The 20,289-nt window shown below is 56.8% G+C and carries 18 protein-coding genes, 1 tRNA gene and 1 pseudogene; 13 read left to right on the top strand and 7 right to left on the bottom strand.

The window, feature by feature from the left end:
• The first annotated feature begins 227 nt into the window (after positions 1-227).
• A complete protein-coding gene (locus tag CDUR_RS00195; RefSeq protein ID WP_179418532.1) occupies positions 228-566 on the top strand; it encodes a chorismate mutase in 339 nt (112 codons plus the stop codon).
• Between the two features lie 147 nt (positions 567-713).
• On the opposite strand, the gene CDUR_RS00190 is transcribed toward CDUR_RS00195, so the two are convergent.
• Both CDUR_RS00190 and CDUR_RS00185 read right to left on the bottom strand, forming a co-directional pair.
• Complete coding sequence (locus tag CDUR_RS00190) at positions 714-1,754, bottom strand: aldo/keto reductase (protein WP_179418531.1); 1,041 nt, start codon at positions 1,752-1,754, stop codon at positions 714-716.
• Positions 1,751-2,191 carry a MerR family transcriptional regulator gene (locus CDUR_RS00185; protein ID WP_179418530.1) on the bottom strand — a complete coding sequence of 147 codons (441 nt, stop codon included), beginning with the start codon at positions 2,189-2,191 and terminating at the stop codon, positions 1,751-1,753. Before CDUR_RS00185 ends, CDUR_RS00190 begins: the two co-directional genes overlap by 4 nt.
• 489 nt (positions 2,192-2,680) lie before the next feature.
• On the opposite strand from CDUR_RS00185, the gene CDUR_RS00180 reads away from it, so the two are divergent.
• Positions 2,681-4,090, top strand: coding sequence for an aminotransferase-like domain-containing protein (locus CDUR_RS00180; protein ID WP_179418529.1), 1,410 nt, complete (start codon positions 2,681-2,683; stop codon positions 4,088-4,090).
• Between the two features lie 379 nt (positions 4,091-4,469).
• Here the strand turns inward: CDUR_RS00180 and CDUR_RS00175 are convergent.
• Positions 4,470-4,555 (bottom strand) — tRNA-Leu (locus CDUR_RS00175).
• Between the two features lie 460 nt (positions 4,556-5,015).
• Here CDUR_RS00175 and CDUR_RS00170 point away from each other — a divergent pair.
• From CDUR_RS00170 to crgA, 8 genes are all read left to right on the top strand, one after another.
• A complete protein-coding gene (locus tag CDUR_RS00170) occupies positions 5,016-5,981 on the top strand; it encodes an FHA domain-containing protein (protein ID WP_179418528.1) in 966 nt (321 codons plus the stop codon).
• A gap of 44 nt (positions 5,982-6,025) precedes the next feature.
• Entirely contained in the window at positions 6,026-6,508 is a 483-nt protein-coding gene (locus tag CDUR_RS00165; RefSeq protein ID WP_179418527.1) for an FHA domain-containing protein FhaB/FipA, read from the top strand.
• Complete coding sequence (locus CDUR_RS00160) at positions 6,508-7,926, top strand: PP2C family protein-serine/threonine phosphatase (RefSeq protein ID WP_179418526.1); 1,419 nt, start codon at positions 6,508-6,510, stop codon at positions 7,924-7,926. Before CDUR_RS00165 ends, CDUR_RS00160 begins: the two co-directional genes overlap by 1 nt.
• Positions 7,927-9,279: an FtsW/RodA/SpoVE family cell cycle protein gene (locus CDUR_RS00155; RefSeq protein ID WP_006061615.1), complete on the top strand. Its 1,353-nt coding sequence runs from the start codon at positions 7,927-7,929 to the stop codon at positions 9,277-9,279.
• A 2-nt stretch (positions 9,280-9,281) separates the two neighbouring features.
• Positions 9,282-10,733, top strand: coding sequence for a penicillin-binding transpeptidase domain-containing protein (locus CDUR_RS00150; protein WP_006061616.1), 1,452 nt, complete (start codon positions 9,282-9,284; stop codon positions 10,731-10,733).
• Positions 10,734-10,753: 20 nt separating this feature from the next.
• Positions 10,754-12,235: a serine/threonine-protein kinase gene (locus tag CDUR_RS00145; RefSeq protein WP_179418525.1), complete on the top strand. Its 1,482-nt coding sequence runs from the start codon at positions 10,754-10,756 to the stop codon at positions 12,233-12,235.
• 5 nt (positions 12,236-12,240) lie between these two features.
• On the top strand, positions 12,241-14,361 hold the full coding sequence (gene pknB / locus CDUR_RS00140) for a Stk1 family PASTA domain-containing Ser/Thr kinase (protein ID WP_006061618.1): 2,121 nt from the start codon (positions 12,241-12,243) through the stop codon (positions 14,359-14,361).
• 135 nt (positions 14,362-14,496) lie between these two features.
• Positions 14,497-14,763 (top strand): cell division protein CrgA, encoded by a 267-nt coding sequence (gene crgA / locus CDUR_RS00135; protein WP_040358289.1) that lies wholly within the window; start codon positions 14,497-14,499, stop codon positions 14,761-14,763.
• A 618-nt stretch (positions 14,764-15,381) separates the two neighbouring features.
• On the opposite strand, the gene CDUR_RS00130 is transcribed toward crgA, so the two are convergent.
• Together CDUR_RS00130 and CDUR_RS00125 are read right to left on the bottom strand one after the other, a co-directional pair.
• Complete coding sequence (locus tag CDUR_RS00130; RefSeq protein WP_179418524.1) at positions 15,382-16,104, bottom strand: rhomboid family intramembrane serine protease; 723 nt, start codon at positions 16,102-16,104, stop codon at positions 15,382-15,384.
• Positions 16,105-16,215: 111 nt separating this feature from the next.
• Entirely contained in the window at positions 16,216-16,746 is a 531-nt protein-coding gene (locus tag CDUR_RS00125) for a peptidylprolyl isomerase (protein ID WP_040358425.1), read from the bottom strand.
• An 87-nt stretch (positions 16,747-16,833) separates the two neighbouring features.
• On the opposite strand from CDUR_RS00125, the gene CDUR_RS00120 reads away from it, so the two are divergent.
• From CDUR_RS00120 to CDUR_RS12905, 3 genes are all read left to right on the top strand, one after another.
• Positions 16,834-17,361: a hypothetical protein gene (locus CDUR_RS00120; RefSeq protein ID WP_179418523.1), complete on the top strand. Its 528-nt coding sequence runs from the start codon at positions 16,834-16,836 to the stop codon at positions 17,359-17,361.
• A 94-nt stretch (positions 17,362-17,455) separates the two neighbouring features.
• A complete protein-coding gene (locus CDUR_RS00115) occupies positions 17,456-18,550 on the top strand; it encodes a Fic family protein (RefSeq protein ID WP_425551741.1) in 1,095 nt (364 codons plus the stop codon).
• 535 nt (positions 18,551-19,085) lie between these two features.
• Positions 19,086-19,325 carry a helix-turn-helix transcriptional regulator gene (locus CDUR_RS12905; protein ID WP_179418521.1) on the top strand — a complete coding sequence of 80 codons (240 nt, stop codon included), beginning with the start codon at positions 19,086-19,088 and terminating at the stop codon, positions 19,323-19,325.
• A gap of 339 nt (positions 19,326-19,664) precedes the next feature.
• Here the strand turns inward: CDUR_RS12905 and CDUR_RS00110 are convergent, their stop codons facing one another.
• Positions 19,665-20,018, bottom strand: coding sequence for a hypothetical protein (locus CDUR_RS00110; RefSeq protein WP_179418520.1), 354 nt, complete (start codon positions 20,016-20,018; stop codon positions 19,665-19,667).
• A gap of 74 nt (positions 20,019-20,092) precedes the next feature.
• Positions 20,093-20,278, bottom strand: a pseudogene (locus CDUR_RS12945) (IS1634 family transposase); the annotation flags it as partial.
• Positions 20,279-20,289: the final 11 nt, after the last annotated feature.

Genomic DNA, 20,289 nt, shown 5'->3' with positions numbered 1-20,289 from the left:
TGGAGTGCTATATGCATAGTCTATGTTCTTCTAGTTAGATCTTGCTCTCTGTGCCCTTCACCAGGTCACCTTGCCGCGTACCTAAGATCATGGAGACCCGCCTACAGAGGGTAACCGAAAACAGATTTGCCTAAATCACCAGGTAGATGAAGCAAACATAGCAACTTAGCTCAACAAAAGTCCGTCTTACGCATAACTACGTTCAACATTCGCTAGAATCTGAACGTATGAGCGATGGGAACAAAGATCAACTATCCAGTATACGGAAAGAAATTGACCAGATTGATTATCGACTGGTTGAAATTCTGAAAGAAAGGCAAGACCTGGTAAACCGAGCCTCATCTTTAAAAAAGAACGAACATGCCGTTCGGGATTCTAGTCGTGTCGAAGAGGTCATTAAACGAGTACGAGGCTTAGCCGAAAAAATAGGAATGTCTCCCGAAATTGTTGAAAAAGTGTATCGTCCAATGATTGATGCCTATATTGAGTATGAGATGGGCGAATATCGCTCATCTCATACAGATCGAGAAGTCGTTTCGGATGATGAAACCGGGTCTGAAAGCTAGGCCGATTTATCGTTGAAGCAACTGGTGCGCACACGCTCCTCCCAGACGACGTCATTGTATTTATCTGGAGATGACACTGTTGGTGGTGCTGGGAGGAAGTTGCTCAGGGCGTCGTCACGCCTTGAGCTAGCCGTGCGTGAACTGGCGTTATTCCCGGTGGTGGGACAACCAGTTCGGGCCAGTGAAGGTGAAGTTCCGCTCGCCCTGGACGTTTTTGGACACCTCGTCTAGGCGCTGCATCTCCTCGTCGGTGAGGTCCACCGCCAGCGAACCCGCATTTTCCTGCACGCGCTCGATTTTGCTGGTGCCTGGAATGGGTACCACCGGCAGGCCGTAGTGTTCGCCTTGTTTCCGCAGCCACGCCAACGCCACCTGTGCGGGTGTGGCTGTGTGGCCGTTTACAACGTAGTTAGTGGCCACGGCGCGCAGCTCCGCGACCACCACCTGGTTAGCGTCAAAGTTCTGGTCGTAGCGGGGCTGGTCCGCCAGAATCGAGGCTTGAATTTTCTCTTTTGTCAGAGTTCCCGTGAGAAAACCCCTACCCAGCGGCGAGTACGGCACGAAACCGACACCCAGTTCGCTTGCTGCGGGCACCACATGGTTTTCCACGTCCCGCGACCACACACTCCATTCACTTTGCACCGCAGCGATCGGATGGACCGTCATGGCGGCGCGCAATTCGGGAGCTGTGACCTCAGAAAGCCCCAGGTGGCGGACTTTTCCTTCCCGTACCAACTCCGCCATGGCCTGCACCGTCTCCTCAATCGGGCGGCTCAGATCCGGGCGGTGCATGTAGTAGAGGTCAATGGTGTCCACGCCCAAGCGACGCAGCGACTCCTCACAGCACTGCCGAACATACTCACGATCACCCCGCACCCGCGTCTCTGGGTTGTTGGACAGCCCCGTGATCCCGAACTTGGTGGCCAGCTGCACCTCGTCCCGCCTCGACGCGAGAACCCGGCCCACTAGCTCCTCATTCGTCCCCGCCGGCCCGACCGTTCCAGGCCGAGGTTTGCCATACACGTTCGCGGTGTCGATAAATGTGATGCCACAATCAATGGCAGCGTGCAGGGTGCGTTCTGCCTGCTCCTCATTCACATCCCCGTACACATGGCTAAGCGCCATACCGCCGAAACCCAGTTGACTGACCTCTAGGCCGTCGCCCAGGTGAATAGTAGGAATAGTCACAACAATCTCCTCTGTTGTTCACGAATATCTGGGTCGGTGACCGGCTGCTCGTCGCAGTCAAGCCCCCGTTCAATGAGGTCCGCGTAGTGCTCAATCTTCGCATCCACAGCCTGCAAATCCTCCTGTAGCTGCGCAATCTGCTCTTCGATTCTTGTGCGGTGGTCACGCAGCAGAGCCATCCGACGCCCATGGCTCGCCGCCCCCTCCGTCACCATCCCGCAGAACTGCCGCATATCTTCCACCGGCATGCCCGTGCGCCGCAATCGAACAATCAACTGAATAATCCGCACGCTCGCCTCATCATAGGACCGTCGACCATCACCCTGGCGCGGCACGGGAGGGATCACCCCTTGACGTTCATACCAGCGCAAAGTGTCCTGCGTCAGTCCCGTCTGCTTAGCGACGTCCGCAATCCCAAGGTGGTCTGTAAAGTCCATGTCCCCGACACTAGGCGCTGGAGTGCGCTCCAACGCAAGGGGTGATTATTGCATTCCGTGTGAAGTTCACCTCTGCCGGAGGACGATGCTGAGCCAGCACAGCAGCGTCACCGCGACTATCAACACACCGATGGGTATTGCCTTAAGCATGCCGTCACATCATAGAGTGCGACTTTTATTCACCCACCTTTGCCCCACGGATTGAACGAAGATTGAACAACGTTGGTGCAACAGATTTGCGTACAGTCTGCCTACGCTCAGGCGCGAAAATGGCGTTTCTTGAGTCTGAGCCTAGGCATACCTTGCACCCACCTTTGGGGGTACCTCAATTTCGCACCATCTACCCTCACATCATCAGCAAGATCGCTGATCACCCTACATTAATCGCCACTGCAGCCCCACTAATCACAATAGTCACACCAGCCTCAAAAGTGTGATCTTTAACAAGTGGACTTATCAAAAAAAGCCACCTGTGATTCACTGTTTTTTATGGCGAACAAAAGTAGCAGATCCACCATCGCCGCACCGGCACTGGTTGAGCTCCTAGGTCCGCTCCCTGATCGCGTAACCAGTGCATGGGTATCCAGTCACATTATGGCGCTGGTCGCAGAGGGACGGCTGCGTACTGGATCCATTCTGCCGTCGGAACGTTCGCTGGCAATCACGCTTGATGTGTCGCGTGGAACTGTCACGCGCGCGATGGAGCAGCTGCTTGAGCACGACATGCTGGACAGCAAGCGAGGTTCGGGGCATCGTGTTCGCCTTCCTAAACGAGCTGCCCGCCCAGTTGAGTCGCTGGACCCCCATCCCACCCTGGCGAGCAATGACGCGATTGACCTGCGCTGGACCGTCATGCCGCCGCACCCACTGGTCCAGGAGTGCGCCACGGCCGTCGCCTCGGGGATTGGTTCGATTACCTCGTTGGGAGCGAGTCCGGCACAGGGCGTCCCCGAACTCATCGACGCTATCTGCCAGCATTACAATCGCCGCGGCCTGCCCACCTCCCCAGAACAGGTGGTGGTCACCAATGGTGTGATTAGCGGCCTGCATTTGTCCCTCATCGCCGCGACGCGCCCGGGTGCGTTGGTGGGCGTCGAAAACCCCACCTACCCCAACATCCCGCGCGTGGTGAACACGGAACGCCGCCGCATCACCCCCCTCGATGTCGCCAGCGGCTTCCCGGCCGCGCTGACGGCGGTGCTGCACTCAGGCACACTTGATGCGGCAATTATCACACCTGATTTTCATAACCCCACCGGGCATGTGCTTTCCGAAGCCCATCGCACCAACATCCTGCGTGCAGCCGCCGTGAGCCGCACCCCACTGATCATTGACGAGTCCCTTGTGACATTCAACTGGCGCGGCAAAGAGATGCCACCACCAATGGTGAGCACTGATCGCGACAGCGCACCAACATTCCTGGTGGGCGGGACGTCGAAATCCCTGTGGGCGGGGCTGCGCGTCGGGTGGATCAGGACGTCGAGACGCGCCACCGATGCCCTGGCAAACATTCGGCTGGGTGTTGACCTAGGTGCGCCAGTAATCGAGCAGCTGATGGCAGCGCAACTTATGAACCGCACCGCCAATGCCCAAGCCCCTAGCCACGCCGAACTCATCGCCACGCAGTATCGAGCGCTCACGGATGCCATGGCGCGACACCTTCCACACTGGACCTATCAGGCACCAGAGGGCGGATTATCCCTGTGGTGCCAGAACCTCACTCTTCCCGCGCACGAGCTGGTCCAGCGCGCCAAAGAACGTGGCGTGGAGCTCTTGCCGGGCGTGATGTTCTCCCCCAGCCAGCGAGACTGGTCGCATGCGCTCAGGCTTCCGTTCACCAGCCCAGTCCATGACCTTGAGCACGCGGTGGAGATTCTTGGCGAGCTAGATAGACTCTAGCCTTAAACGTCTGCGTAAAATGTGCTTATCCCCAAGCTGCAAAACAGGGCATTTTCGTGCTTGAGCATAAGCACACTTGACAAGGTGGAACATTTTTACACCATTTTCGAAAAAACGGTGTAGTTACGTCTTGTGCTACTCCCGCAACCTGGGACTTTTCCAGAGTCGCAGAACGTAATTACACCGTTTCCCATCAAAACGGTGTAGTTACAGCAAAACCCAGGACAGAGGCTCACCCATACAGGCAGTTTCCTAGACCACAGCCGTTGAACAAAGTCGGTGCAAACTTTGCAGCACCCTCTCTGCTCTCCCACACTCCCCCACAACCCAGAAACACGGAAAAACCGTGAACCCCACAAAAGGATCCACGGTTTTGTCATGGTGGGCGAAGGGGGACTTGAACCCCCACGTCCCGAAGGACACTGGCACCTGAAGCCAGCGCGTCTGCCATTCCGCCACTCGCCCGAGTGTTTTTGGCCGCTGAGCGACTTGTTTAAGATAGCACACAGTCGCAGCATTGCGTCAAATACGCTGATCACAGCCTATTTTCATCCAAGCAGCTGCGCAGTCTATCCACTGCTGCCGCCCACCTGCCGAGATACATCACCAGCAGCTCCCACACCCTCTGCCTCACACCCACCAATCACCCACCCAACCCTCGCCGAAGATGCGACCTTAAGCGCCACCTTAACGTTTACCTTGAGGCTTAGCCTGACTACTTTACCACCCCGTTTGCCTTTGGTTTCTCTTTTAGTGGGGAACTCACCTAGGGAGTTGAGCGTTTGGAACCTATACTAGGCAGGACACTCTTTTTTCGTTTCCGTATGGTGGTTCCTTTGGCCGTCAGCTGACCGTCGGCCGATCGCTGGCTTACTGGCGGCCCCATGCGGGTGGTAATTCGTTGAGTTAGGAAGGTAGGCGTGCGATGTCTGTGATGGGTCGGTTCGCAAAGCTAGACAGTTCTTTGCAGCGTGGCTTAGACAATGGCTTTGCCTTCGTGTTTGGTGGCAAGGTCGTCCCGGCCGAGATTGAGGAACTGCTGAAGCAGGAGGCCGAGGACAACGTTGTTCACACTTATGAGGGTTTCGTTGAGGTACCTAACGAGTTCCGCGTGGCTGTAAGCCCGAAGGATTTTAAGAATCTATCGTCCCAGGCACCGACGTTGCCTGGTGATTTCGCTGATCGTTTGTCGCGTTTTTTCCGCAACCAGCGCTGGGTTGCCGCAGGCCCGGTTGTGGTGGAGATTTTCAGTGAACAGGGGCTTCGCACCGGCCAGTTGAAGGCTGAGTCCCGCGCGGATGCTGGTACCCAGTTGGTATCAGGTTTTGAAGGCGTTGACGCCCCGCAGGCAGGGCATCAGGAGTCGCGCCATGAGCCGCAGCAGGCTCCGCAGCGGCGTCAGGAAACACGGCGTCGTGACCCGCAGCCTCAGTACCCGCAACAGCCTCAGGCGGCACCGTACACGGCGGCACCGCGTATCGACGTCCCGTCGGCAGCTCCTGCTGCCCCGGCCGCAGCACCCGATCGGCAGAGCTCGTATGAGTACCCAGAGACGGTGGTTGTGGCTGCGGGAAGTATGCACGGTACCCCCGAGAAGAACCCCGTTGTGAGTTTGCTGTTGCAGGATGGGTCGAGTCGTTCGTACATGGTGCAGGAAGGCTCAAACATTATTGGCCGCAGCAACGAGGCGGATTTCCGCCTGCCAGATACTGGGGTTTCTCGGAAACATGCGGAGATTACGTGGGACGGTCGCGATGCGATTTTGGTGGATTTACAGTCCACGAACGGCACGGCCGTCAACGATATGCCGATCGAAAACTGGTTGCTGGCAGATGGCGATGTGATCGCTATTGGTCACTCCTATATTGAGGTCCGTATTGTAGAGGATTAGATTAATTTCATCTATTTTTCTTTTCTAGGAGGCGCGGAGAAACCATGGACTCTGTTGTATTGCTTGCATTCCGCATAGGTTTGCTGGTCTTGCTGTGGTTTTTCGTGCTGATGACACTTCGCGCATTACGAGCCGACACAAAAACAACGGCTAGTTTGGCCACAGGCGGAGGTGCTGTACAGACCGCCAGCCCAGCTAAACCAAGCATTGTGTCTGCATTAAAAAAGTCTGATGCGCCAAGCCAGCTTCGGGTGATTGAAGGCCCGTTGGTGGGATCACATATGGATATTTCCTCGTTGGATGAAGTTGTGATGGGCCGCAGTCCACAATGCACGTTTGTTGTGGGTGATGATTTCGCATCGGCACGTCACGCTCGTTTGTTTAAGCATGGTTCGGAGTGGTTTGTGGAGGATTTGGACTCCCGCAATGGCACTTTTGTTGGTGGGTATCGGATTGATCAACCGGAACGTGTGAATTCCAATAGTGATATCAAAATTGGTCGAACAATTGTGAGGCTCGAACCCTAATGCTGAAGTTAAATTATGCTGTCGCGTCTGACCGGGGTTTGGTCCGCGGGAACAACGAAGACTCGGCCTACGCTGGCCCGAACTTACTGGCCCTAGCCGACGGAATGGGCGGCCACGCGGCTGGTGAGATCGCCTCCCAGATGATGATCCGCCACCTCCAGAACCTGGACGGTGACCCGGGCGACAACGACATGCTGGCCATGCTCGCCTCCGTCGCTGATGACGCCAACCGCGCTATTGCCCGCGCTGTGCGCGACGCCCCGGAAACCGACGGCATGGGCACGACTCTCACTGCCATCATGTTTGACGGCGAGCAGCTGGCGCTGTGCCACGTGGGCGACTCCCGCGGATACATGATGCGCAACGACGAGCTGGAGCAAATCACCGTTGATGACACGTTCGTCCAGTCCCTGGTCAACGAGGGCAAACTTGCCAAGGAAGATGTATCCACGCACCCCCAGCGTTCACTGATTCTCAAGGCATACAACGGTCGTCCCGTGAAACCCTCGCTGCGGACCATTCCCGCTGAGGTGGGTGACCGCCTCATGCTCTGCTCGGACGGTCTGTCCGACCCGGTGACCGATTCCACTATTGCCGACGCCCTGCGCTACGGCACTCCCGACGAGGCCGCCCGCCGTCTTGTGGAACTAGCGCTGCGGTCCGGCGGCCCAGATAACGTCACCGTCGTCGTTGCTGACATCCTCAGCAGCAGCGACCACTCCACCGCCGTCCCCTCAACCCCCCTCACTGCTGGTGCCCTGCTTGGCGACGCCCCGGAAGACCCGCGCCCCGACACCGCCGCTGGACGAGCTGCGGCCATGGCTGCACGGGAACCACAGACCATTCCCCCGGCGGGTAGCGCGCCAGCGGACAAAGATAAAGAGGAGCCAACCGCAGAGGAAAAACCGAAGAAACCACGACGTCGAAAACGCCGATTTTTTCTCACGTTTTCCATCCTCCTGATTCTTCTCGGGGGGATCGTTGCTGCTGGCTGGTGGGGTAATAACCAGGTAAAAAAAACATATTTCGTGTCCACCTCTAAGGACGCGATTGTTATTGAAAAAGGGCTGAACTATTCGGTGTTCGGGCGTGACCTGCACACACGCGCCCACAATCTCTGCATGGACGCAGAGGGGGATTTGTCGTTGCTGCAGGCAACTGAAACAACAAGCAACGACCCTAAGTGCCGGACGTTTAAGCTGCAGGACCTTCCCGAATCGCTGCGTAGCAGTGTGAGCACCCTGCCGGAAGGCTCCTATGACGATGTGCTGCAACAGACGCAGCGTCTCGCGCAGCAGGCCCTTCCTGCATGTGTCACCCGTGCACCAAACCCCGATAATCCCAGTGATCCATCGTCCACTGGTGCAAATTCAGGCGATCTCACAACACCAGGCGTGAACTGCCGGGAGGTGAATTAAATGAGCATGTGGCAGCGCGTATCAATGCGTCGTGTTGAATTCGGTCTGCTGCTTTTAGGTGCCCTCATCATGGCGGTGACTGTCGTTAACCTGGAGCTTTCCCAAGGCAACGAGCTTTCCAGCTCTGTGCTGTGGGTCATCGGCGGCTACTTTGGCGTGTTCAGCATCGCGCACCTGGCTCTGTGTTTCCTGGCCCCCTATGCGGACCAGCTGATGTTGCCCGTCGCTGCCCTGCTCAATGGCCTAGGCCTGATCATGATTAACCGCCTTGATGTGGCGCGTGGCACCAGCATGGCACCGAAGCAGGTCATGTGGGCGTTGGTGGCCATTGTGTTGATGATCGTCGTATTACTGGTGGTGCGGGATTACCGCACCTTGTCCCGCTATTCCTTTTTGCTGGGTTTGGTGGGTTTGGTGCTGCTTGCGCTACCTATGGTGTGGCCGAGCGGAACCAATGCTGATGCGAAACTTTGGATCTCCATCGGCCCGTTTTCTCTGCAACCTGGTGAGTTTTCCAAGATCCTCCTGCTGCTGTTTTTCGCCCAGCTTCTAGTGAATAAGCGCGCATTATTCCAGGTAGCTGGCGCCCGTTTTTTGGGTTTGGTCTTCCCGCGGTTCCGCGATTTGGCTCCGATTTTGGGCGTGTGGGCAGTGGCACTGCTCATCATGGCCGGAGAAAACGACTTCGGTCCCGCATTGCTGCTGTTCAGCACAGTGTTGGGCATGTTGTACCTGGCCACGGGCCGCTCATCGTGGCTGATCATCGGTACTGTGCTGGTGGCCATTGGTGGGTTTGGCGTGTACCAAATTTCAGACAAGATTCAGTCCCGTGTCCATAACTTCATGGACCCGATCGGCCATTACGACACCACTGGGTATCAGTTGTCGCAAGCGCTGTTTGGCATGTCGTTTGGTGGCATCACTGGTACGGGTTTGGGCCAAGGCTATCCCCAGCAGGTGCCAGTTGCGGAATCGGATTTCATCCTTGCCGCTTTGGGTGAGGAACTTGGCCTGGTGGGTCTTGCCGGAGTTTTGGTGCTGTTTGCCATTTTTGTCTCCCGCGGTTTCCGCACAGCGTTGCTCACTCGCGACTCCTACGGCAAACTGGTGGCCTCTGGGTTGTCGTTGACGTTGGCTATTCAGGTGTTCGTGGTGGTTGCGGGCATTTCGGCGTTGATGCCGATGACGGGCCTGACCACACCGTTTATGTCTCAGGGCGGATCATCGCTGATGGCCAACTACATTCTGCTGGCTCTTATTCTGCGCATTTCGGATACGGCCCAGCAGTCGATGATTGCCCCAGCGGTTGAGGCGTCGAATAGCGAACCTGTCGAGGAAGGGGCGGTGCGTTAACCATGAACCGTTCTATTCGTTTTGCTGCTATTTTTGCCTTGCTACTCACAGTGATCTTGATGGTGAACCTGACCAGGATCCAGGTATTCAGCGAGGAACGGTATGCCCAAAACGGCTTGAATAAGCGTCAGTTTTTTGAGATGAAATCCATTCCGCGTGGACAGATTTCCACGGGCGGGCTGACCTTGGCACACTCGGTACAGGGTGCGGATGGTTTTTACCAGCGTGAATATGTGACCAATCCGGTTCAGTACGGCCCCGTGGAGGGCTACCTGTCGGATATTTATGGCGCATCAGGCATTGAGTCGAGCTACAACGGCATCCTGAACGGCGACGATCCGTCGTTGTTCGCGGCGCAGTGGAAAGACGTGATTCTGGGCCGAGAAAAGAAGGGTGCCAATGTGGAACTCACGCTGGTACCAGAAGTACAGGACGTTGCCTACCAGCAGCTGAGTTCTAAGGGTTACGCGGGTGCCGTGGTGGCTATCCGACCAAAGACTGGCGAGGTTCTGGCCATGGCTTCGACACCGAGTTTTGACCCCAGTTCCATTGTGAACCCAGAGACGGCGGAAAATTCGTGGGCTGAACTGACCAGCGATTCGGATTCGCCGCTGCTGAACCACGCGACGCAGGAAACCCTGCCGCCCGGGTCGACCTTCAAGGTGATCACCACCGCTGCGGGTTTGGCTAACGGCTATTCCCCGGATTCGCAGTTGAATGCCAGGCCTGAAGTGACGCTTCCTGGCACAACTGCTACTTTGGAAAACTATGGTGGCATGGCCTGCGCGCCAGGTGCTACTACATCGTTGACGGTCGCCTTCACAAAGTCCTGTAATACGGCATTTGTGGAGATGGGCATCGGCGTGGGTACGTCGGAATTTAACAAGACAGCTGAGGCTTTTGGTGTTGGTGAAAGCTACGACTTGGGTGTTCCTATGGTCGCTGGAACGGTTGGCGAGATCACAGATGATGCTGCCCTGGGGCAGTCGTCGATTGGTCAGCGCGATGTCTCCCTTTCTGTGCTGCAAAATGCTGTCATTGCAGCCACAGTGGCTAACGGTGGAAAGCGCATGAACCCCCATATTGTGTCCAAGGTTGTGGGTCAGGACCTCAAGCCGATTAAAACCATTGGTCCAAAGGAACTGAACCAGGCTGTCTCCCCTGAGGTGGCATCACAGATCACGGAACTCATGAAATCTTCCGAGCGAAACACCGCCGGTTACTCGGGTTCAGATATTGCCTCCAAGACGGGTACCGCCGAGCACGGCGAGGATTCCCGCAATTCCAACCCCCACGCGTGGTACATTGCATTCGGGCCAAGCCAGGATGCGGATGTCGCTGTCGCCGTAGTGGTGAAAAATGGTGGTGATCGGGGCCAGCAAGCAACTGGCGGTTCCGTTGCCGCCCCAATTGGTCGTGCGGTTATCGACGCCGCGTTACGTAGCGCACGGTAGTCCCGGAAAGGTCAAAGCACATGAGTGATAACAACGATACAACCGGGATTGAGCGCCTCCAGCAACTCATCGGCCCCGACTACACCCTGAAGTGGATCATTGGGCACGGTGGCATGTCTACAGTGTGGCTGGCAGACGACGTCAACAACGGCAACCGCGAGGTCGCAATCAAGGTTCTGCGCCCCGAGTTTTCCGACAACAGCGAGTTTCTGAGCCGCTTCCGCAACGAGGCCATGGCTGCGGAGAAAATCGACTCCGATAATGTGGTGCAAACCTACGATTACCGCGAGATTACCGACGCCGCTGACCACACCTTCTGTTTCATCGTCATGGAGTACGTCCCTGGAGAATCCCTGGCGGACCGTCTGGTACGTGACGGCGTTGTCCCCGAGGAGGACGCCCTCGATATTTTCGAGCAGGTGGCCCACGGCCTGTCCGTGATCCACTCCCTGGGCATGGTCCACCGCGACATTAAACCCGGCAACATTTTGATCACAGATTCTGGGCACGTGAAAATCACCGACTTTGGCATCGCCAAGGCCGCCGCAGCCGTGCCACTGACCCGGACTGGCATGGTGGTGGGCACCGCACAGTATGTGTCCCCTGAGCAGGCTCAAGGCCAGAAAGTCAGTCCGGCATCTGACGTGTATTCGCTGGGTGTTGTGGGTTACGAGATGCTGGCGGGCAGGCGTCCTTTCAACGGGGATTCCTCGGTGTCAGTGGCCATTGCCCACATCAACCAAGCCCCGCCGCAGCTGCCGCAAACAGTGACCGGCCCGGCGCGTGAGCTTATTGGTATTGCATTGCGTAAGGATCCGCAGCGCCGGTTCTCCGATGGTCAGGAGCTGGAGCGGGCGGTGTCGGCTGTTCGGTTGGGGCAGCGTCCCCCGCAGCCGCGTTTCGCTGCGGCTGCAACCGCCGTCCATAGCCCACCACCAGCGTCGCTGCCAGCAACAAAGCTGGGTGAAGCGGTGAATGTGCAGCGGCATGTTCCGCAGCAGACGGCCCATTCCGCGCGGCCGCCGCAGACTCGACGCCCGCAGGATCAGGGGGCATCGTCCAAGTCTGGGCGTAGCAACGGCGGTGTCATTGCGCTTGTGGTTATCGTGCTCATTGTTGTTTCAGCATTACTTATTTGGATGCTGTACAATTCTGGAATCTTGAGTGGCGGTTCGGCAAACGAGACGTCGACAAGCAGTACACCGTTGGTGACGGAGTGGGTGACCACAACGGTTAACCCAACGGGTGGGAATGACGAGCCTGTATCACAAGCCCCAACAGGCGGCACGTCCTTGGAGCCTGTTCAGCCTTCAAGAGGAGCACCGGAAACGCAGAATGCTGCGCCCTCGGAGTTTATGTCGGAGCAAAACAGCAATTCGGAGCAACGGCGGCGACGCGACGAGGACACTTATCCTTCGCAGTATTATCAAGAACCGTCCTCCGCTGCATCGGTGCCCAGCGTTGAACAACCGACTAGTGAGCAAAATGGAGCATCTCAGTGACGGCCATGATACTTTCAGACCGCTATGAGCTTGGCGCAATCATTGGTACCGGTGGCATGTCTGATGTCTATGAGGCCAATGACACGCTGCTGGGCCGAAGCGTAGCTGTAAAAATGCTGCGCCCTGAGCTAGCTCGGGATGTAAAGTTCAAGGAACGTTTCCGACGCGAAGCCCAAAATTCGGGTCGGTTGAATCACTCGGCGATTGTGCAGGTGTACGACACCGGAGAGATTGATATTAGTGGCACTGCGGTGCCATTTATTGTCATGGAACTGGTGCATGGCCGCACGTTGCGTGACATTGTGCGCGAGGAAGGCGCATTCAGCCCTGCGGATGCAGCAAGGATCCTGGTCACCGCCTGTGAGGCGCTGCAGGCGTCGCATGATGCTGGGATTATTCACCGTGATATTAAGCCGGCGAACATCATGATCACCAACACCGGCGCGGTGAAGGTGATGGACTTTGGTATTGCACGTGCGCTGGATGATTCGCATTCAGCGATGACGCAAACGTCAGCAGTGATTGGTACCGCGCAGTATTTGTCGCCGGAGCAGGCTCGCGGGAAGATGGCTGACGCCCGTTCCGACGTGTACTCCATCGGCTGCGTCTTCTACGAGATGATCACCGCACGCCCACCTTTCGAAGGCGAATCCCCCTTTGCCATCGCCTACCAGCATGTTCAGGAGGATCCGAACCCGCCGTCGGATTTCATCGCTGATTTGTCGCCCACTGCCGCGTTGAATATCGACGCCGTGGCACTGACAGCCATGGCCAAACACCCTGCGGATCGCTACCAGTCTGCGGCGGAATTTGCGGAAGACTTGAAGCGAGTCAGCCGCAACGCTGTGTCGCAGGCGGCGCGTTCGCACTTGACCACGACGGATGCCCCACGACGTGGGGCTGGTGCTGCAGCCGGTGCCGCTGGAGCTGCCGGCGCTGCGGCGTTAGGTGGTGCTGCGGACACTGCTGCGACGCAGATTGTTCCTGTAGCAGGTGCCGGAGTCCCATCGTCAGAGCAGGCATACCCAGCGACCGAGGTGGTCCCTCCGATACAACCCACGGGTGCATCATCCCCAGTGGATTACTCCGGTGGGACGTACAACAATGGCTATGAGAATGGCTATAGCACCGACTACAACGACGGCAATGACGACGGTTACGAAGAAGACGAGCCAAAGAAGCGTTCCGCCGCGACCTGGATCATCGCACTGTTCACGGTGCTTGCACTGTGCGTTGGTGGATATTTCGCCTGGGATTACATTGGCCAGGGCCTTGGCCTCAGTTCCAAAACTGAGAAGGTCCCTGATGTGAGTGGCCAGAAGGAAGATGAGGCCAAAGCCAAGTTGGAGAAGCTTGGCTATCACGTGGAAGTTGTGCAGCAAACCAACCCGGATGTGGAACGCGGCGTGGCTATTAAAACCAATCCCGCCGCTGGGTCGTCTGTACAATCCAGTGCCACGGTCACGCTGTTTATTTCCTCTGGTAAGGAAGTCACTGAGGTGCCAGATCTTACCGGCAAGACCACGGAGGAGGCATCGCGCCTGCTGGAAGAGTCTGGTTTGGAGCTTGATCCTGTGGTCAAGGAAGAAGAATCGGACACTGTTGATGATGGTGCTGTGGTCTCACAGAACCCGTCGGCCGGTTCCCAGGTGAGTAAGGGCACCAAGGTGGTGATCACCGTGTCCACTGGTAAGGCCCAGGTGCGTGTGCCCACCATCACTGGCATGAAGTGGGAGCAAGCGCAAGACAACATCACCTCTATCGGCCTCAATCCTCGGGTGGCTAATGTTGACTCTGACCAGCCGGAAGGCACCGTCGTGGGTATAGACGGTGAAGGCACCAGCGTGGACAAAGGCTCCACTGTCACCGTCCGCGTGTCCAACGGTCAGATGATCAAGGCACCGTCGCTGATCGGGCTAAACGTGTCACAGGCTCTTGATGCTCTCCGTGCCGCAGGTTGGCAGGGATCCAACAACTCCCTGCACCAACAGCAGGTCCGCACGGGAGCGTTGCTTGACCAAGGCAAGATCGCCAACCAGTCTCCCAACGGTGGTGCCCTTGTTCGCAAGGACGGAACCGTCACGGTCGGCGTGTTTGTGTTCGATCTCTTGGCAGTGCAGCCTTAATAGTCCCAGTACATGCCAACAACGTTGCCACCCCGGCGCGGCATAATGGTACATTGTGAGCATATAAATTGCGCCTCGCAGTGAGCCCTTGGCCGCGCCGTGGCTGCAACCAATCAATTTCTGGAGTTTTACCCCATGCCAAAGTCAAAGGTCACTAAGAGTTCCTCCCCGGCCCCTGTGACGTCTGCCAGCCGGACCCCGGTGAAGATCAACACCTCGGGCACACCCATGTGGTACAAGATCATCATGTTTGCCTTCATGATTGTTGGCCTCCTGTGGTTGGTGGTCAACTATCTTGCTGGCCCGGATATCGACTTCATGCTGCAGCTGGGCGCATGGAACTACCTCATTGGTTTCACGCTTCTGATCATTGGTCTGCTGATGACCATGGGATGGCGTTAAGCCACACATATTTTTTGAAGCACCCCGCCACCACTGGACGGGGTGCTTTTTCGTGCCTAGACATAGGCACATCTAGTAAGAAAAGCTTCTATTGTCGGCGTGTCGCTACCACCCGGTGCAGTAAACATGCGTATGCTAGTACGCAATTCATAACGGGTGCTACAGGGCACTCCACAGAGGCAAGCATCAGGGTCTGCGACGGGGCGCATACCAGGAGCTCAGCGCAAAAGTTATCCACAGGCTGAGCGAGTTACACACAGGTAATTTGTGGATAACTGGATTACCCACAATTCACCGTGTGTGGGGAAAGTTATCCACAGGCTGTGAAAGAACATGTGAATTTTTGCCCAGGATACTCTTTTCACACCGTTTCCACAGCCTGTGGATAAACCTGTGCACTAGTCTCGCTGCGCGGTCACACGTTCGAGTAACCAGCGGTTTTTGCACGTACAACCCTTATTTCATCAGGGTTTTAGATAGCCCGCTGGTATGCACCACTCCTGCTATTGTCCACAATGTGGATAACTACTGTGGATAACCTACCGGTGGGGATATATCAACAAAATATCCCCACGGGCGGTGGACAACTGATCCGTAACTACTCACAGGCCAGTGGATTTAGTGCAGTGAATTCCACAGGCCCCCTGTGGAAAACTGATCCGCGAACTCAATAACGCGTGTCATCAACGCCCCCACTACCGACCCAAACACGGCCAGCACACCACCCCAGCGCATGAGCATGGTTCTGGCAATGGTGAGCACCACCGCCATCACAATCCCCGCTGTCAATCCACCAGCGTGCCCGGCCAGCGAGACTCCCGGGCTGAGCACGCTGAAACCTAGATTGACCAGGATCAATGTAATGGCTCCCCGAAGGTCGGTACTCCCCCGCCGTTTCGCTGCCAGCCCAGCGAACACCGCCATCAGCGCATAGGCGCTTCCCGACGCCCCCACTACCGCATGCTGCGGATCCAACCACACCGATAGCGCCGAACCGGACACACCCCCAGCAAAATAGACTGTGGAAAATAGCGCGTGGCCTATTTTCTTTTCCACTTCCCTGCCCAGCAGGTAGATCATCACGATGTTAAACAACAGATGAGCTGGTCCATCATGAAGGAATGTCGCCCCCACTGCACGCAACGGCCCGACGATGCTGTCCACCATGTCCGGCAGGTACAGCACCCAATGCTGGGCGAGCGAGCTTTCATCAAGATTGTGTAGAAACGACAGGGATTGCACTGCCGTCAGCAGGTACACCACCACGTTGGCGGCGCATAGGGTAAAGGTTGCGGGTGCTTGCCTAAACAACCGGCGAAGCACCCTTTTGACTTCGCGCACTATCTCCTCCTTTAGGTACGCATAAAAACAGCGGCCCTGCTGTGGATTGCTGACAACGAGCGAGCGTCGATAAGCAATAAACGAGCAGGGCCGCAACAAGTGCGGAAAGCTTTATTCAGTGATTTCGATGCTTTCAATCACCACAGGCTCTACCGGGCGGTCACCGGGAGCGGTGGGGGTTGTGGCGATGGCGTCCACAACTTTCTGGGACTCTGGGTCAGTGACCTCACCGAAAATGGTGTGATGGTTGGTCAGGTGACGAGTTGCGTCCGCATTCACAGTGATGAAGAACTGCGAACCGTTGGTGCCGGGGCCAGCATTCGCCATGGCCAACAGGTACGGACGGTCAAAGCTCAGCTCGGGGTGGAACTCGTCGGCGAACTGGTAGCCGGGGCCACCGCGACCGGTGCCGGTGGGGTCGCCGCCCTGGATCATGAAGCCATCAATGACACGGTGGAAGATCGACCCGTCATAGAATGGACCCTCAGCATTGCCAGCGGCATTCGGGGCCTGGTACTCCTTCGAGCCCTGAGCCAACCCAACAAAATTCTCAACAGTCACAGGGGCATGGTTTCCAAAAAGCTCAATGGCAATATCACCACGATTGGTGTGCATAATCGCCGTAGCGGTTTTCTTTGTCATGCACACCATCGTAATGAACACCCCTCCTGCTGTCACCCGCAAGGAAATATCGCTACCCTGGATGAAAACCCACCGAAAGGACAACGGATGACTCCACAAACAGTGCGTCTCGCCTACAAAACCGGGAAAACCGCCTACCGCACCTTCAAAGACTATCGCAACCGCAAAACCGCTGAAGCCTACGATGCCACCTCCGAGGTGCTTAACGACGCCGCGAACACCTACCACTCCCTCCGCGCCAACGTCCGCGAAATCGCAGGTGACATCGGTGAAGAACTGAACAATCGCCGCCAAGAACTCGTCAAAGAAACCAGTGCCACCGGCAAAAAACTGTCCCGTGCAGCCCGCCGCAAAGCCGCGAAACTGGAAAAGCGCGCAGCCAAAAAAGCAGGAAAGAAAAAGTGCTGCCGCAAAGTCGGCAAACTAGGCAAGTTCGCCTTGTTTGGCACCCTCTTCGCGGGGATCGCAGGCGGTATCTACTACTGGTGGGCACGCAGCACCGCGGAAGAACCCGGCACCGAGCCGCCCCGCGTGGAAGAACACTCCCGCGACGACTACGTCGAATCACGGCTGGTCTACACCACCCAGACGCCTGAGGATAACGACGAAAAGTAGATTCTAGGGGTTGCTCTAGCAGCGACGATGCAGTGATATGTCGATTTTGGGCGGGAAAATCGACATATTCGGGGGATATGTTTATTCTCTAGACATGAGCGACCACAGCCCGTTCGACCCAAATATCCCGTACAACAACCTGCCGCCACTACCGCCGCGTGACGAAGTAGAAACTGTCGCGGTACTCAAGGCCGTCATCGCCGCCAATAAAGAACTTGGCGCACTGGATTCTGCATGTCGTCTCATTTCTAATCCGGCCATTATCACCTCAACAATTCCGCTACGAGAAGCCCAAGCCTCCAGCGAAATTGAAAACATTGTGACCACCAACGACGAGCTTTTCCGCGCCGCCTATGCAGTGGACGCCGAACCAACACCCGCGACCAAAGAAGCTTTGCGATACAACAAGGCACTTCACTTAGGTGTGGAATCTTTAGCAACACGCCCACTATCAATCCACACCGCGCAGCAGGTCTGTTCCGCCCTGCACGACGCACCTGCAGTAGTGCGATCCATGCCTGGCACGTACATTGGCGATCCGGTAAAAAAAATCAAGTTCTATACCCCGCCGGAAGGTAAAGAGATCATTGAACAGCACCTAAGCCAATGGGAACGCTTCATCTACTCTGACCATGGACTTGACCCGCTTGTTTTGTTGGCACTGCTGCATTACCAGTTTGAAGCCATCCACCCGTTCTATGACGGTAATGGGCGAACGGGACGCATTCTCAACATCTTGCTCTTGGTGCAAGAAGGGCTACTTCGCCTACCAGTTTTGTATCTATCCGGCTACATTGTGAACAACAAGGCCGACTACTACGGGCTTTTACGCGCCGTCACCACTGAAGGGGCATGGGAAGAATGGATCATCTTCCTTGTCAAAGGTATTGAAGAATCTGCGCGCACTGCGTCAACGCTTATTGAGAAACTTTGGCGACTACAAGACCAGACAGCCTCTGAGCTTCGCGAAAAAGCTGGCATCAGCCCGGCCAAGGAACTCGCAGAACTCCTGTTCACCCACCCCTACATCCGTATCAAAAACATTGAGGAGGCTGGCCTGGCGAAACGCCAAACAGCCGCACACTGGCTGAGCACTCTTGCGGATCTTGGGATCCTCGTCGAAGTGAAGCACGGACGGCAGAAGGTATTCATCAACCAACGCGCACTCGACGTTCTCCCCGCGCCCTAGACCAGGAGCGATGCAGTGATATGTCGATTTTGAGCGGAAAAATCGACATATTGGGGGGATATGTCGATTGAGTGTACATATGGGGTTAGGGTATGGCATTGGTGCAGGTTATGGTCTATCAAACAGCAACGGCGAGAACCAATGTCAACCCCTCAAACAAACAAAACCGCTGGGTCTCACATCTAAGACCCAGCGGTTACGCTGTGGGGCTCAGGGTGCACGTGTCGAACTCATCCCGGCGCAAGACCACCTACTGCTGGTGGCGCTGTCTGCGTAAGGCGGCGATGCGGCAGAAACAGACTGGAGCACCACTCAGTTGACCCGCAGTTGACATGCTTGGTAGGATTGGCGCACAAGACTTACCACGAAGCGCCAAGGTGTCAGGTCACCCGATGTACGACGAAATCCCAGCTGCCGCCGAATCTCGCAGGGCGGAACTCATCGGACCGGCAGGCACAGAAGCACGACGAACCGATATGGCCGTTGCATAGGAGACGTAAGACCGTTCTGGCGAGGTTCACCCACGGGGTGAACTATGTCTACTCCCCAGACGATCAACGATTTATCCACGCTCTCGGTCCCGGCCACGGAGGCCGCAGCCCTCATCGGTGTCAGCCCGCGCACACTCTCTAACTGGCGCACACAGGGCGTCGGCCCGGTCTTCGTTCGCGTCGGTACGCCCCACTCGCGTACGCTCTACCGTCTCGATGACCTGCGAACCTGGCTCGACGCCAACCGGGTCGAGACGTCTGCCTCGAAGGCGGTGGCACGATGACCTCCGCCGATCTCTCCCCCGCTGGCCCCTGTAGCAGTTTTGATAGCCACTCGCGCACTGGTTCTGCTACACGTCGCGCTACACCGTTTCCCCTCGTTTACCAGGCGAACCGTCGCGAAGCAGCAGAAACGGTAGCAGTTCGTAGCAGAGCCGCTGCAAGAGCTGCTACAGCGTTCCCCCTGACGTACCAACCGAAACAGACCCTTGTAGCAGATGTAGCAGCTTTCGGGAGCTCAATGGCACAGAGATGTTCTCACGTAGAACGCGTGCATCTTTGTACCTTCTGTACCTCTTCGCCTGCCCCTGAACCTAAAACCGTGTCCTACCAGGGAAAACGGCTTACGCGCACAGGCGCAATTCGGTGGGGTTCAGGTACAGAACGCGTTGCGCGAATCTGTACATCTGTACCTCTTCCGGGGACAGAAGCACCGATGCGTTTCCGACGGCTGGGTCCTCATATAACATGGTCGATGGGCTGCCACGTGTCCTCTGCTCAACAGAAAGGAACATGCCATGAGTGACAGCAACATGATCAACCTCCTGGAGGACAAGCACCCAGTGCGCGTCTACAAGTTCGTCCAGCACCTCGATGGGACGGACTGGACTCTCGACGCTCTGGAAAAGGGCTTCAGCCACCGCACCATCAAGGGCTGGGCCTGGATTCTCCAGGACCAGGACGTCGGTACCGATCACGTCCACGTCCTGCTATGGACCCACAAGGAGATCAGCCCGGAGATTCTCGCCTCGTGGTTTGCGTTACCCGGCCCCAGGTCCAGGACCTGCTGGCCGGCCAGGAGCCGCTGGCGCCCCAGACGCATCAGCGCAGCCAGCTCGGCCTCGTCATGGGCCGACCCCAGGTGCTCCACGATCCGGCGCACACCATGGTCCTTGGCCACGACCTGCACGGCCGTGGCCCCCGAGGCTGTCTTGACCTGACGCAGGTACGGACTCACCCACCAGATCC

Source organism: Corynebacterium durum, assembly GCF_030408675.1.
GTDB classification, from domain to species: Bacteria; Actinomycetota; Actinomycetes; order Mycobacteriales; family Mycobacteriaceae; genus Corynebacterium; species Corynebacterium durum.
The sequence above is the reverse complement of the archived record's forward strand: the minus strand, read 5'-3'. Positions and strand labels throughout refer to the sequence as shown.

What these genes read in the sequence shown, in the direction of transcription:
- CDUR_RS12905 (WP_179418521.1), top strand. Translation starts at nt 19,086, where the DNA reads ATGTCTACTCCCCAGACGATCAACGATTTATCCACGCTCTCGGTCCCG.
- CDUR_RS00145 (WP_179418525.1), top strand. Translation starts at nt 10,754, where the DNA reads ATGAGTGATAACAACGATACAACCGGGATTGAGCGCCTCCAGCAACTC.
- CDUR_RS00180 (WP_179418529.1), top strand. Translation starts at nt 2,681, where the DNA reads ATGGCGAACAAAAGTAGCAGATCCACCATCGCCGCACCGGCACTGGTT.
- crgA (WP_040358289.1), top strand. Translation starts at nt 14,497, where the DNA reads ATGCCAAAGTCAAAGGTCACTAAGAGTTCCTCCCCGGCCCCTGTGACG.
- CDUR_RS00170 (WP_179418528.1), top strand. Translation starts at nt 5,016, where the DNA reads ATGTCTGTGATGGGTCGGTTCGCAAAGCTAGACAGTTCTTTGCAGCGT.
- pknB (WP_006061618.1), top strand. Translation starts at nt 12,241, where the DNA reads ATGATACTTTCAGACCGCTATGAGCTTGGCGCAATCATTGGTACCGGT.
- CDUR_RS00125 (WP_040358425.1), bottom strand. Translation starts at nt 16,746, where the DNA reads ATGACAAAGAAAACCGCTACGGCGATTATGCACACCAATCGTGGTGAT.
- CDUR_RS00160 (WP_179418526.1), top strand. Translation starts at nt 6,508, where the DNA reads ATGCTGAAGTTAAATTATGCTGTCGCGTCTGACCGGGGTTTGGTCCGC.
- CDUR_RS00150 (WP_006061616.1), top strand. Translation starts at nt 9,282, where the DNA reads ATGAACCGTTCTATTCGTTTTGCTGCTATTTTTGCCTTGCTACTCACA.
- CDUR_RS00195 (WP_179418532.1), top strand. Translation starts at nt 228, where the DNA reads ATGAGCGATGGGAACAAAGATCAACTATCCAGTATACGGAAAGAAATT.
- CDUR_RS00155 (WP_006061615.1), top strand. Translation starts at nt 7,927, where the DNA reads ATGAGCATGTGGCAGCGCGTATCAATGCGTCGTGTTGAATTCGGTCTG.
- CDUR_RS00115 (WP_425551741.1), top strand. Translation starts at nt 17,456, where the DNA reads ATGAGCGACCACAGCCCGTTCGACCCAAATATCCCGTACAACAACCTG.
- CDUR_RS00185 (WP_179418530.1), bottom strand. Translation starts at nt 2,191, where the DNA reads ATGGACTTTACAGACCACCTTGGGATTGCGGACGTCGCTAAGCAGACG.
- CDUR_RS00165 (WP_179418527.1), top strand. Translation starts at nt 6,026, where the DNA reads ATGGACTCTGTTGTATTGCTTGCATTCCGCATAGGTTTGCTGGTCTTG.
- CDUR_RS00120 (WP_179418523.1), top strand. Translation starts at nt 16,834, where the DNA reads ATGACTCCACAAACAGTGCGTCTCGCCTACAAAACCGGGAAAACCGCC.